The sequence below is a fragment of the Arthrobacter sp. 49Tsu3.1M3 genome (assembly GCF_900168135.1).
In the GTDB taxonomy this organism is placed as follows: domain Bacteria; phylum Actinomycetota; class Actinomycetes; order Actinomycetales; family Micrococcaceae; genus Arthrobacter.
Genome location: NZ_FUZD01000007.1, coordinates 56354 through 69406, shown reverse-complemented (window position 1 = coordinate 69406; position 13053 = coordinate 56354). Strand labels below are relative to the sequence as shown.

The following is a 13053-nucleotide window of genomic DNA, read 5'->3' as shown; positions in this document are numbered from 1 at the left end:
GCCTACTTGAAGAGGGCGTTGACCTGGTCGTTGGCTTCGGTGAGGGAGCTGGCAGGCTTCTTGCCGGAGAGGACGGCGTCCATGGCGGGCTTCATGATGCCGTCCACCTTGGCTGCCTTATCCGCGATCGGGAACAGGAATGTGGTTCCGTCCTTGACGTGGGTGGTGAAGGCGGAGACGTCGGTGCCCTTGGCCTTGAACGCTTCGGCTGCCTTGTCGGAGGAGCTGGTGAGTGCCGGGAACACGACGGCCTTGGAGGCTACGACGTCCTGGCAGGCGGTGGAGGCAAGGTATTCGACCCACTTGACCGAGGCTGCCGGGTTCTTGGTGCCTGCCCAGACGGAGTCGGCCAGGCCGTTGAACATGCTGGCGCGCTTGCCGTCGGGGCCCTTCGGGGTGGGGGCGAACGCGGTCTTCACGCCCTTGTAGCTCTGGTACTGGCCGATCAGCCAGTCACCGGTGGTGTTGATGGCAGCCTTGCCGGCGCCGAAGTTGTCCGCCAGGCTGGCGCCGACGGTGGTTTCGAGCTTGGGCATGTAGCCCTTCTCGGTCAGTCCGGCCCACCAGGCGATGGTCTCCTGGAACTTGGGGTCGTCGTAGTTGAACTTGGTGCCCCAGGGGTTCTTGTCCGTGGCGTTCCAGCCGGTGGTGGCGCTGAGGAAGCTCCACTCGGTCTGGCCCTGCCCGGAGCCGCTCCCGGCCAGGCCGAGGCCGTAGACGGCCACGTTGTTCTTGTCGAAGCCTGCCTCGTCGCCGCGCACGCCCTTCTTGTCCACAGTCAGGTGCGCGATTGCCTTCTCGTAGCTGCCGCCGTCCTGCGGGTTCCAGTCCAGGTTGGCCATCTGCTCGGCGGTCAGGCCCGCGGAGTCCGTCATGGCCTTGTTGTAGAAGAGGCCCACAGTGTCCCAGTCCTTGGGCAGTCCGTAGCGCTTGCCGTCCTGGCCCACCCAGAGCTCGGGGAGTCCCTTGGTGTAGCTCTCCAGCTTGATGCCGTCCTTGGCCACTGCCTCGTCGAGGGGAAGCAGTTGCTTCTTCGCGGCGTACTCGGGGTACTTCGAGAGGTGGTTGGTGAAGACGTCGGGGGCGGTGCCGGCGACGAAGCCGTTGGTCAGCGTGGTCCAGTAGTCGTCCCAGCCGCGCTGGGTGATCTTGACCTTGATATCCGGGTTGGCCTTGGTGAAATCGTCCGCGCACTGCTTGTAGGCCGGGAGCTGGTTGGCGTCCCACAGCCAGTAGTTGATTTCGCCCTTGGCCTCGGTGGAGGCCGGGGCGGACCCGCCGCAGGCGGAGAGGGAGATGGCGATGGCTGCGGCGGCAGCGACGGCGCCTAGGGTCTTCTTCATGGTGGACCTTTCATGGAAATGCTTATTTGGGGGAACGCTTGTTGACGGGGGAGTGCGTGTTGGGTCGGGGTTATTTGATGCCGGAGAAGCCGATGGAGTTGACCACCCGCTTGCCGAAGGCGATGAAGAGCAGGAGGACGGGCAAGGCCGCGATCAGGGTTGCGGCCATCAGGCCGGACCAGTCGGGGGCGCCCTGCGGGGACTGGGACTTGAAGACGCCCAGGCCCACGGTAAGGACGCGGACGCTTTCGTCCTGGCCCACAAGCAGCGGCCAGAAGTACTCGTTCCACTGGCCGATGAAGGTGAGCAGCGCCAGCGTGGCCAGCGGCGCCGCGGCGTTCGGGAGCACGATCTGGAAGAAGATCCGCACGTGCTTGGCGCCGTCGAGCATGGCGGCCTCTTCCACCTCCCGGGACATGGAGAGGAAGAACTGGCGTAGGAAGAAGATGGCGAAGGGGGTCATGAACAGGAACGGCAGGGCCAGGCCGGCGAAGGTGTTGAGCAGGCCGAGGTTCTTGATCATCAGGAAGTTGGGCAGGGCTGTGAAGATCGGCGGGACCATCATGGTGGCCAGGAACAGGCCGAACACCACATTCCGGCCCGGCCAGCGGAGCCGGGAGAAGGCGTAGGCGGCCATCGCGCTGAAGAACACCTGCCCGGCGGTGGTGACGGTGGCGAAGATGACGGAGTTCCGCAGGTACAGCCAGAAGTTGATAGCGGCGCCGGAGCCGCCCTCGGCGATGGCTTCCTCGGGGCTCTGCAGCCCCAGGACCCGCTTGAAGGCGCCGAGGCTGAAGTCGGCCGGCAGCAGGTTGCTGGCGTTCGAGGCCAGGGAGGCGTTGCTGGACAGTGCGGTGCGGAGCATCCAGAGGAACGGCGCGATCGTCACGACGACGGCGACGGCGACGAGGGCCCAGGCGCCGACGCGGCGCCAGTTGACCGGCTTCCTGGGAGCGGGAACGGTGGTGGCGGGCTTCTTGCGGGAAGGGGCGGAGGTAGTCATGGCTGGGGTTCCTTAGTCCAGATCCGATTCGTTGCCCTTGAGGAACTTCATCTGGACGAAGGCCACAAGAGCGAGAATGACGAAGAGAATGACGGACAGGGCCGAGGCGTAGCCGAAGTCGGATTCACCGAAGGCCTTCTGGTAGATGTACATCTGGATGACGCGGGAGGCATTGATCGGGCCGCCGCCGGTGGTCACGGCCACGGTGTCGAAGACCTGGAAGGAGCCGATCACGGTGACCACCAGGACCAGCACCAGCACGGGGCGCAGGAGCGGCATCGTGATGCTCCAGAAGGTCCGGGTCGGGGAGGCGCCGTCGAGCGAGGCGACCTCGTACACGTGGTTGGGGATGGACTGCAGGCCGGCGAAGATCAGCAGGGCCGTGTAGCCCATGTGGCGCCAGACGTTGACGCCCGCGATGGTGGGGATGGCCCATTGTTCGCTGCCGAAGAAGGCGATGCGCGGCAGGCCCATCCAGTTGATGATTTCGTTGACGATGCCCAGCTGGTAGTCGAGCATCCAGAACCACAACAGCGCGACGATCACGTTGGCCACGAGGAAGGGCAGCAGCAGGGCGCCACGGATGAAGGTCGACTTGGCGACGTTGTGCATCAGCAGGGCAAGTCCGAGCGCGATGGCGGTCTGGAAGCCGATGTTTAGTGCCACGTACTGGACCGTCACGGCCATGGCGTTCCAGAACAGATCGTCCGCGAAGATCGCGGTGTAGTTCTTAGTGCCGATCCAGGTGGGATCTCCCAGCACGCTGTACTCGGTGAAGCTGAGATAGACGCCCCGGATGCTCGGCACCAGGTAGAAGGCAACGAAGCCGAGCAGGGCCGGGGCGATGAAGAGAAGGGCGACCCTCAGGTCGCTGCGGGTTCGGCGCCGGCGGCGGGGGGCAGCATTGCCCGTTCCCGTGCCGGGCGCCTTGCGGGCCGGAACGGCTCCGCGGGCAGTTGTGGTGGTCATTGGTGGTTCCTCCGCTGTGACGTGGATTACAACTGAGGCTTGAATCTACACGAGTAACTTTCCAATGCGCAACCGTTTCTTTTATGTTTCCGGGCGGAAACTTTCTGCTCGTCATCAGCTATTGACTCGAGTAGAAACTGGTGTGAAACTTGCGTGCATGACTTTCTCACTAGGCATCGTCGGCGCCGGACAGTTCGCAGGCGCCTTCGCCAAACTCTTCGACGCCCATCCCGCGATTTCAGAAGTCCATGTCACCGACGTCCTGCCGGAACGGGCCGAGGCCCTCCGGGAGCGGCTCGGCCTCGCGGGGACCTATCCCAGCTTTGAGGCCATGCTCGACGGCGGCCTCGACGCCGTGGCGATCTTCACCCAGCGCTGGACGCACGGCCCGCTGGTGCTGCAGGCGCTCCGGGCGGGCAAGCATGTGTATTCGGCAGTGCCGATGGCCATCAGCGAGAACGAGATCGCCCGGATCATCGAGGCCGTCCGGGAGACGGGCCTGACCTACATGATGGGCGAGACAAGCTACTACAACCCCGCCACCGTCTACGCCCGCAAGCGCAAGGCTGAAGGCGCCTTTGGCCGCATCTTCTACGCCGAGGGCGACTACGTCCACGACATGGATCTCGGCTTCTACGAGGCCTACCAGTACAGCGGCGGTGAGGACTGGAAGAGCACCGCCAGCTACCCGCCCATGCTGTACCCGACCCACTCCACCGGAGGGGTGCTGGGTGCGATCGGCGGCCATGCCGTCAGCGTCAGCTGCATTGGCGTCCCCGACGAGCGCGGGGACGGTGTGTTCGACAAGGACGTCAGCATGTTCGGCAACGACTTCTCCAATGCCACCGCCCTGTTCGAGCTTTCAACCGGCGGGTCCATGCGCATCAACGAGATGCGCCGCGTCGGCTACCCCTCCCACCTGCGCGAAAGCCGGTTCCGCTACTTCGGCACCGAAGCCAGCTTCGAGCAGCTGGCCCTGGTCAGTGTGTGGCAGGACAAGGAGTCCGTGACCGATGTCAGCGACGAACTGGCCACCCGGGCCACGCTCGCCGCGGACGATCCGGCGCTGGCCGGGGTCGCGCCGGCCCTGCGGGACGCTTTCAGCTCCGGGCTGGCCGCCGTGCACGACGCCGGCCGGCTTCCGGCCGAGTTCCGCGGACTTCACAACGGGCACGAGGGCAGCCACCACTTCCTGGTGGACGACTTTGCCACGGCCGTCGACACGGGAACGCTCCCGCCCGTCAACGCCTGGGAAGCCGCCCGCTACACGCTGCCGGGGATCGTGGCGCACGAGTCCGCCCTCCGCGGCGGGGAGCGGTTGCCCGTGCCGGACCACGGCGACGCCCCCGTCCGGCTGCCCGCGCAGGGAACCAACGAGGAGGGCTTTGCCGGGGAACTCCGGCGGTAGCATGGTCACTGTGCCACACTCGCCCGCCTCCGCCAGGCCCACGATCACCCGAAAAGACGTGGCCAGGCTGGCGGGCGTCAGCACCGCCGTCGTCAGCTATGTGGTGAACGGCGGCCCCAAGCGGGTCTCCCCGGTGACGGCCGCGAAGGTCCGCGAGGCCATCAGCGCCCTGGGGTACCGTCCGAACGCTGCTGCGAGGGCACTGAAACTTGGTTCCAGCGAGATGCTCGGCATGGTGGTCCCGGACACCACCAACCCCTTCTTCGCCACTTTGGCCCGCGCTGTGGAGGAAGCCGCGGCGGCGCGCGGCTATGCCCTGCTGCTGGCGAACTCGGGCGGATCGGCGGCCAATGAGCGCCGCCAGGTCAGGAACCTCGCGAGCCGCCGCGTTGACGGGGTCTTCCTCTCCAGCGTGCTGTTCGAACCCGACCTGACCGAGCTGGAGCATTCGGAGATCCCCGCCGTGCTGCTCAACCACAGCACCGAGGTGCCGGGCTTCAACTCGGTCGGCGTGGAGCTGCTGGAAGGCTCCCGGCGTGCCGTCGAGCACCTGGTGGGCCACGGCCACCGCAACATCGCACTGGTCATGGGCATGAACGCCGGCAATGATCTGGATGCCCGCGAGGTCGGGTGGCAGCAGGGGCTCGCGGAGGCCGGCCTCCCAGAGGGGCCCATTCTGCGCTGTGACTTCGACCGGCAGGGCGGCTACCGGGCCGGGCAGCGGCTGGTCGCGGCCGCGGACCGCCCCACCGCCGTGTTTGTCAGTTCCGACCTGCAGGCAGTCGGCCTGCTGAGAGCGATGTCCGAGGCCGGCCTGCGGGTCCCGGAGGACCTGGCGGTCTTCTCCTTCGACGGCTCGGCCGAGGCTGAGTTCAGCTGGCCGCCGCTGAGCACGGTCGCGCAGCCCATCCAGGCCATGGCCGAGGCCGCCGTCGAAGCGCTCATTGGCTTTGACGGCGTGTCTCCGACCCGGAACAGGATCTTCCCCGTGGACCTGGTCCTGCGCGCGTCCTGTGGCTGCGCGCCGGTGCCCGCCCCCGCCCTTCCGGTAGCGGCCGGACAGTAGCGCGGGATACCGCAGACTGCTGCGACCGGGGCCGGCCTCCAAGAGGCCGGCCCCAGTCGGACGTTTATTGCGGGCCTTTGCTGTGCCGCTAGCGGGCCGCCGCCGTCTGGTCCGCGGCGGCAATCGCCGGTTCGCCGGCAATGATGGCGTCGACTTCGGCCTTTTCCTTGGCGCCCCAGGTTTCGCGGGTGTTCAGCACGCCGATCAGGCCTATGACACCCACCAGGACGTACAGCGAGGCACCGCCGGCCCACCCGAAGATGGAGGCCAGGAGCACGGCCAGGAAGGGTGCGAATCCGGAAATTGAGGCGGCAACCTGGTATCCGATGGAGGCGCCGGACGTCCTGGTGTTGGTCCGGAACAGTTCCGCGAACCAGGCGCCCTGCGTGCCGGTGAAGGTTGCGTGGATGATGCCGATGCCGATCACGAACGCCAGCACGATCAGGAAGGGGTTGCCGGTGTTGCTGAGCAGGAACATCGGGAAGCCGAAGACGATGACGGCGATGGTTCCGCCGAGGTAGAGCTTGCGGCGGCCGATGCGGTCGGTGAGCGCGCCGGCGGTCAGCGTGACCGGGATGGCAAGAAGGCTCGCGATCACAATTCCGGTGAGTCCGACGGCCCGGTCGTCGGGGTTGTTCTTCGTGATGTAGGAGAGCAGGTAGGTGGCCGTGACGTAGTAGGCGCAGCTCTCCACGACGCGCAGTGAGATCACCCGCAGGATGTTCCGCCAGTCGTTCTTGAAGACGGTGGCCAGGGGGTTCTTGACGATCGCGCCCATGGCCTTGGTGTGTTCGAACTCGGGGGATTCCTCAAGCTTCATCCGGACCACCAGGCCAACGATGATCAGGATGGAGCTGGCGAGGAACGGCAGGCGCCAGGCCCAGTCGGTCTGCAGCGAGGCGGAGAGCAGGAAGGCGGCGTTGGCGAGGGTGATGCCCAGCGGGTTGCCCGCCTGCGGGATGGCGGCGAAACGTCCGCGCTTCTTCCACGGTGCGTGCTCAAACGTCATCATGACGGCGCCGCCCCACTCGGCGCCGAAAGCCAGGCCCTGGATCATCCGGATGATGACCAGCAGGATGGGTGCGAGGATGCCGACCTGCCCGTACGTGGGGAGGCAGCCGATCAGGACGGTGGCGATGCCCATGGTCAGCAGTGCGCCGACGAGCACGGGCTTGCGGCCGTACTTGTCGCCGAGGTAGCCGCCCACGGCCCCGCCGATGGGCCGCATCAGGAAGCCCACCGCGAGGGTGGCGAAGGCCAGAAGAGTTCCGACCACGGGGTCCGTGTTGGGGAAGAAAACCTTGCCGAAGTACAGGGCGGCGGCCGTGCCGTAGGCGACGAAGTCATAATTTTCCACGCACGTGCCTGCGGCCGAAGCCATGGCGGTCTTGATCTTGCCGGGTGAACCGTGGGCGGCCTGGCGCGGCCGGTCCGTGATTGCTGCCGTCATGTTGGATATCTCCTTTGATATTGCTGGACAGCCTTGGGCGGTGTGCCGAAGGCCAGGTAAACCTTTGCCGTGCGGTGCCGGGCGGGTCAGATTTCGGCGGCCAGTTCCCTGGCGCCTTCGAGCTCCATTTCGCGCAGCTTCCGGACCCGCCGGATGGTGTCCTCGTCGTTGTCGAATTTCGCGTCGAGGAACGACTGGAGGACTTCCTTGGCGGTGGCCCTGCCGATCAGCCAGGCGCCCATGGCGATGGCGTTCGCGTCGTCGTGCTCCACGCTCTGGTGGGCGGAATAGACGTCGTGCCCCAGGGCGCAGCGGATGCCCGGGATCTTGTTGGCCGCCATCACGGCGCCGACTCCTGTGCCGCAGACCAGGACGGCGCGCTCGGCCTCGCCGGAGCGGACCAGGTCGCAGGTGGCGCGGGTGATGTCCGGGAAATCGACCGGTGCCTCGCTGGGAGCGCCGCAGTCGATGACCTCGTGGCCGAGATCCTCCAGGACTGTCTGGACAAACGATTTCAGGGGGAAGCCGGCGTGGTCGTTGCCGAGTGCGATTTTCATGGGTCTCCTTCGTGCGGGACTTAGTGCGGACGTTCAAACGGGGTGTTGCGTGGTTTGGCGGCTACGCCGATACTTCATCTACTTCATCGCGCCATGGAATCGATTCCATCGCGCCCGGGCGGGTCACGGCGACAGCGGAGGCGCGGGTGGCGTGGAGCATTGCCGCGGGCAGCTCGCGGGCGCTGCCGGCGAGGGACGCGGCGAGGTAGCCCACGAACGTGTCGCCGGCTCCGGTGGTGTCCCTGGCGTCCACTTTCGCCGCCGGAACGTGCACGGAACTGCCGTCAACGACGGTGAAGGACCCTTCCGCGCCCGCGGTGCACACGATGACCGGCCCCAGGACGGGCGGGAGCGACGTGACCAGGTCCCGGTGGATTCCTTGGATTCCGGCCAGGCCGGTGAGGTCGGCCAGAACCTGGATTTCCTGTTCGTTCACCACCAGGAGGTCGACGTCGTCGAACAGCGCCTCGATCTGCCGGGGCGCCGGGGCGGCGTTGAGGATGACGAAGGCCCCGCGATTCTTCGCGGTCCGCGCGGCCTGCCGGACCAGCGCCGTCGGGATTTCCAGCTGCAGGACCAGGACGTCGCCGGCCTGGAGGGCGGTGAGTCCCGCTTCGACGTCGGCGGCGGTAAGCCCGGCGTTCGCGCCCGGACTCACGATGATCTGGTTTTCGCCCTGGTCGTCGATGGCGATGACCGCCGTTCCGGTGGCGGCGGTGCCGCTGACCCGCACGTGGCCGGCATCGATGCCGGCCCCGGCGAGGACCTCAAGAATCCGCCGGCCATGGGCGTCGTCGCCGACGGCGCCGGTGAACTTCACTGCGGCGCCGGCCCGGGCGGCCGCGACGGCCTGGTTGCCGCCCTTGCCCCCGGGGCTGTACGTTGCGTCCGAGCCCCGGACAGTTTCGCCCGCCCGGGGCAGGGCGCTGACGCGGATGTTCTGGTCGATATTGAGGCTTCCGACCACAAAAACCGTGCTCATTGGACCTGCTCCTTCGGTGGTGCGGAACGGTGCCCCAAGCCGCAATACAGAGGGGCGGAATTGAGGGGCGCTGCCGTCACGGCTGCCCCAGGCTCGCGTCGGGGGTTCCCGAGGAGGCACGGACAATGAGCTCGCTCGGGAGGACGACTGATGCCGGCTTCTGCCCATCGATCACCTCGAGCAGCAGCCGGACCGCGGTGCGGCCCATCGCCTCCACGTCGTGGGAGATGACGGTCAGCGGCGGATCAAGCAGGGAAAACCATTCGATGTCGTCGAAGGCGACGAGGGCCATGTCGCGGCCGATGCGCAGGCCTTTCCGGTTCAAAGTGGCCAGTGCCCCGACGGCCATGGGGCTGTCGGCTGCCAGCAGGGCGGTCGGCGGCTGGGCGAGACCCAGCAGGTGGTGCGCCCCGGCCGAGCCGCTGGCGGACTGGAAGTCGCCGAAATATGTCAGGGCGGGGTCGGTGCTGAGCCCGAACTCACCGGCGGCGCGGGCGAAGGACTTGAGCCGGTCCCGCCCGGTAGACGTGGTCTGGGGCCCGGCGATATAGCCGACGCGTTCGTGGCCCTGCCGGGCGAGATGCTCCACAGCCTGGCGGATGCCGGCATCACTGTCTGTGGTCACGCTGGGGACGTCGATGCCGTCGACGGTCCGGTCGACGAACACCGTGGGGATCTCACGTTCCAGCAGCGCGCGCAGGCTGGAGCTCCCTTCGCCCTGTGGGGCGGCGATTATGCCGTCCACGCGCTGCGAAATGAAGGTGTCCAGGTATCGGTCCTGCTGCGGGATGCTCTCGTTGGCGTTTCCCAGCAAAGTCACCAGCCCTTCCGCGAGGGCGGCCTGCTCGGCGGCGTGGGCCAGATCGGCGAAAAAGGGGTTGCGGACATCTGAAACGAGCAGGCCGATGACGTTGGTCCGGGTGGAACGGAGCGCGCGCGCCTGGGCATTGGGGTGGAAGTCCAGCTCGGTGACGGCGGCGGCCACCTTCTGGCGGGAGTCGGCGGAGGTTGCCGGGTTCCCGGAGAGCACCCTGGACGCCGTGGCGGGGGAGACGCCGGCCAGTGCCGCCACGTCCTTGATGGTGATGGATGGTGCCGTCACTGCTGCCGCCTCTCGCGCTTACTCATGGAATCGATTCCATGGAATCGGTTCCACCATTATGTGACGGCAGGCACAATCTGTCAACGGCTGGTTGCGGCCAGGCTGCGCAGGCGATTCAACCGGCCGCGACGCGCAACGTGCCTGACGATGCGGAGGGTGCCGGCCGGACCGGCTTCACGCGCCGTGGACGGCGGCCTGGCGCTCCTCGGACCGGTTCAAGTAGGCCAGCAGCAGCTCGCCGGCGCGGTCCAGGTCCCCGGCTTCCAGGGCGGTGCAGATTTCCTCGTTGTCCGGCAGGTAGCCGCGGTAGAAGTGCGCGTCCACCGTGGCCTTGTGGAAGAACAGGCGCATCTCGGCCAGCACCTGGGACATGATCGTGTCCAGCCGGCGGCTGCCCGCCAGGGCCACGATCGCGCCATGGAAATGCTGGTTGGCGCTGCCGAGGCCCTCCTCGTCATTGGCGGCGGCAGCGGCTTTGCCCTCTTCAACGGCAGCGCGGACCGCGGCTACGCGCTCCGGGCTCCCGCCGCCGCGGATCGCACTGACTTCAATGGCCCGGCGCACGGTGTAGACGTCGTGGATGTCGCCGGCCTCGAGCCTGGCCACGAAGACGCCGCGGTTGGGGTGCCGGACCACCAGGCGCTCGGCCGCAAGTTCGGCGAAGGCCTCGCGGACCGTGTTGCGGGAGACGCCCAGGTCTTCGGCGATGGTGGACTCCGTGAGACGGGCTCCCGGCAGGAGCAGGCCCTCCGCCAGTTGCAGGCGCAGCTCGGCCGCCACCCGGTCCGCCACGGAGGGGACGGCTACGCGCAGCCGCGCCGCAGCTGCGCCGAGGGCGGAGCCGGCGGCTGCATCGGGAGTCGTCATAGTGCCGAATCTACACGATTGTCCCAATGTTGAATCGTCGGATTGTTGAACAATCGGAGAAATTGTTGCATCCTAGTAGGGGGCTATCATGAGACGAGGATCACAAATGGCAACCATTGACCTGAACAGCGACGTCGGCGAATCCTTCGGCCGCTGGACCCTAGGCGACGACTCGGCGATGTTCCGCTCGGTCTCCAGCGCCAACGTGGCGTGCGGATTCCATGCGGGCGACCCCAGCGTCATCCGCCGGACCTGCCGCGAGGCGGTGGCCGCCGGCGTCGTGATCGGCGCCCACGTCGGCTACCGCGATCTCGCCGGCTTCGGCCGCCGCTTCCTGGACATCGACCCGATCGAACTGGCCGACGACGTCGTCTACCAGATCGGTGCGCTGCAGGCGCTGGCTGCCGTCGAGGGCGGCACGGTCAAGTACGTCAAGCCGCACGGCGGCCTCTACAACGCGATCGTCTCGCACACCGCCCAGGCGCAGGCCGTCGTCGACGCCGTGAAATCCGTTGACCCGAACCTGCCCATCCTGGGCCTGCCGGGCTCGGAAGTGCTGCGCCTGGCCGAGGCCGCCGGCCTCCGCGCGGTGACCGAAGCCTTCGCGGACCGGGCCTACAACCCGGACGGCACCCTCGTGTCCCGTACGCTTCCCGGAGCCGTGCTGGAGGACCCCGCTCTCGTCACTGAGCATGTCCTCCGGATGGCCACCGATTCCGCCATCCGCACCATCGACGGCTCCATCCTGAAAATCCGCGCCGAAAGCATCTGCGTGCACGGTGACTCCCCGGGGGCCGTCGCCATGGCCGCTGCCGTCCGCGAAGCGCTCAACGCCGCGGACATCACCACCGCCGCCTTCGTCTAGGCCGCAGCTTCACCGTTTCACGCCCCGGTTCCGCCGGGCCCACCCGCACTTAAACCCAAGCAACAGGCAGCACCCCGCACACCTGGAGGAAACCATGACTGCAGCACCGCATCAGGCCACCCCGGCCGCCGGCAAGAGGAAGCTCCCGCCCGGCGCCCTCAAGGCCTACGTCGCGAGCCTCACCGGCACCTCGCTGGAGTACTACGACTTCGCGATCTACTCCGTGGCCTCGGCCCTGGTGTTCCCCAAGGTCTTCTTCCCGGGCAACGATGAATTCGTCGGACTGCTGCTGTCCTTCTCGACTTTTGCAGTGGGCTACCTCGCCCGTCCCATCGGTGGCGTGATCTTTGGCCGGCTCGGTGACAAGATCGGCCGCAAGAACGTCCTCGTGACCACCCTGCTGCTCATCGGCGTCGCAACCGTGCTGATCGGCGTGCTGCCGGGTTACGCCACCATCGGCCTGGCCGCTCCCACCATCCTGGTGCTCCTGCGCCTGGCGCAGGGAATCGGCGTTGGCGGCGAATGGGGCGGCGCGGTGCTGCTCTCGAGCGAATTCGGCGACCCCCGCAAGCGCGGCTTCTGGTCCTCCGCCGCGCAGATCGGTCCGCCCGCCGGCAACCTGATGGCCAATGGCGTCCTTGCCGTGCTGGCCGCGACGCTCAGCAACGAAGACTTCCTCTCCTGGGGCTGGCGTGTAGCCTTCCTCGCCTCGGCCATCCTGGTGGTCTTCGGCCTGCTGATCCGCCTGAAGCTCGAGGAAACCCCCGTCTTCAAGGCCATCAAGGCCCACGGCGAACAGCCCAAGGCCCCCATCAAGGAGGTCTTCACCAAGGAACCGCGCGCCCTCGTCTCGGCCGCCCTGTGCCGCGTCGGCCCGGACGTGCTGTACTCCCTGCTCACCGTCTTCATGGCCGTCTATGCCACCAAAGAGCTGGGCATGACCACCAGCAACGTCCTCAGCGCCATCCTGATCGGCTCGGCCTTCCAGCTGGTCCTGATCCCGGCGGCGGGCGCCCTCACGGACCGCATCAACCGTCGCCTCGTTTACGGCGTCGCCGCCGTCGGAACGGCCGCATACATCCCATTGTTCTTCCTCATGATCCAGGGCAAGTCGGTCTTCATGCTGACCGTCGGCATTGTGATCGGACTCGCGTTCCACGCCTTCATGTACGGTCCGCAGGCTGCTTACATCACCGAACAGTTCCCGGCCCGGTTGCGCTACGCCGGCAGCTCGCTGGCCTACACCCTGGCCGGCGTGATCGGCGGCGCCGTCGCACCGCTCGTCTTCACCGCCCTCTTCGCCGTCAGCGGCAACTGGTTCCTGATCGCCGGCTACCTCGCGGTCGCCTCGATCGTGACGGTGATCGGGCTGGCCATTGGGCGCAACCCGCAGACCGAGGAAGAAGAGCGGCTCCTGCAAGATGCCCGCGCCTGAGCGGCG

Annotated in this window: 12 protein-coding genes; 4 read left to right on the top strand and 8 right to left on the bottom strand. The window is 67.2% G+C overall.

The genetic code is table 11. The features are described 5' to 3' along the window. Window positions 1-2 precede the first annotated feature (2 nt). From B5X90_RS10285 to B5X90_RS10275, 3 genes are all read right to left on the bottom strand, one after another. Window positions 3-1343, bottom strand: coding sequence for an ABC transporter substrate-binding protein (locus B5X90_RS10285; RefSeq protein ID WP_079552626.1), 1341 nt, complete (start codon window positions 1341-1343; stop codon window positions 3-5). Between the two features lie 70 nt (window positions 1344-1413). Next, complete coding sequence (locus B5X90_RS10280) at window positions 1414-2346, bottom strand: carbohydrate ABC transporter permease (RefSeq protein WP_079552624.1); 933 nt, start codon at window positions 2344-2346, stop codon at window positions 1414-1416. A gap of 12 nt (window positions 2347-2358) precedes the next feature. Further along, window positions 2359-3315, bottom strand: coding sequence for a carbohydrate ABC transporter permease (locus tag B5X90_RS10275; RefSeq protein ID WP_179129103.1), 957 nt, complete (start codon window positions 3313-3315; stop codon window positions 2359-2361). A gap of 157 nt (window positions 3316-3472) precedes the next feature. On the opposite strand from B5X90_RS10275, the gene B5X90_RS10270 reads away from it, so the two are divergent. After that, entirely contained in the window at window positions 3473-4723 is a 1251-nt protein-coding gene (locus tag B5X90_RS10270) for a Gfo/Idh/MocA family protein (protein WP_079552622.1), read from the top strand. Between the two features lies 1 nt (window position 4724). Continuing rightward, complete coding sequence (locus tag B5X90_RS10265; protein WP_079552620.1) at window positions 4725-5789, top strand: LacI family DNA-binding transcriptional regulator; 1065 nt, start codon at window positions 4725-4727, stop codon at window positions 5787-5789. Between the two features lie 88 nt (window positions 5790-5877). Here B5X90_RS10265 and B5X90_RS10260 read toward each other — a convergent pair whose 3' ends face one another. The 5 genes from B5X90_RS10260 to B5X90_RS10240 all read right to left on the bottom strand — a co-directional run bounded on the left by B5X90_RS10260 (window position 5878) and on the right by B5X90_RS10240 (window position 10747). Beyond that, complete coding sequence (locus B5X90_RS10260; protein WP_079552618.1) at window positions 5878-7239, bottom strand: MFS transporter; 1362 nt, start codon at window positions 7237-7239, stop codon at window positions 5878-5880. Window positions 7240-7325: 86 nt separating this feature from the next. After that, entirely contained in the window at window positions 7326-7796 is a 471-nt protein-coding gene (locus B5X90_RS10255) for an RpiB/LacA/LacB family sugar-phosphate isomerase (protein WP_079552616.1), read from the bottom strand. A gap of 61 nt (window positions 7797-7857) precedes the next feature. After that, window positions 7858-8778 carry a ribokinase gene (locus B5X90_RS10250; RefSeq protein WP_179129102.1) on the bottom strand — a complete coding sequence of 307 codons (921 nt, stop codon included), beginning with the start codon at window positions 8776-8778 and terminating at the stop codon, window positions 7858-7860. A gap of 76 nt (window positions 8779-8854) precedes the next feature. Further along, on the bottom strand, window positions 8855-9880 hold the full coding sequence (locus B5X90_RS10245; protein WP_079552611.1) for a LacI family DNA-binding transcriptional regulator: 1026 nt from the start codon (window positions 9878-9880) through the stop codon (window positions 8855-8857). A 174-nt stretch (window positions 9881-10054) separates the two neighbouring features. After that, entirely contained in the window at window positions 10055-10747 is a 693-nt protein-coding gene (locus B5X90_RS10240; protein WP_079552609.1) for a GntR family transcriptional regulator, read from the bottom strand. A 106-nt stretch (window positions 10748-10853) separates the two neighbouring features. Here B5X90_RS10240 and B5X90_RS10235 point away from each other — a divergent pair, with 106 nt between their 5' ends. Further along, on the top strand, window positions 10854-11612 hold the full coding sequence (locus B5X90_RS10235; protein ID WP_079552607.1) for a LamB/YcsF family protein: 759 nt from the start codon (window positions 10854-10856) through the stop codon (window positions 11610-11612). Window positions 11613-11706: 94 nt separating this feature from the next. Continuing rightward, the gene (locus tag B5X90_RS10230; protein WP_079552604.1) at window positions 11707-13047 is read left to right on the top strand and encodes an MFS transporter; all 1341 of its coding nucleotides are present in this window, start codon (window positions 11707-11709) and stop codon (window positions 13045-13047) included. Window positions 13048-13053 lie beyond the last annotated feature (6 nt).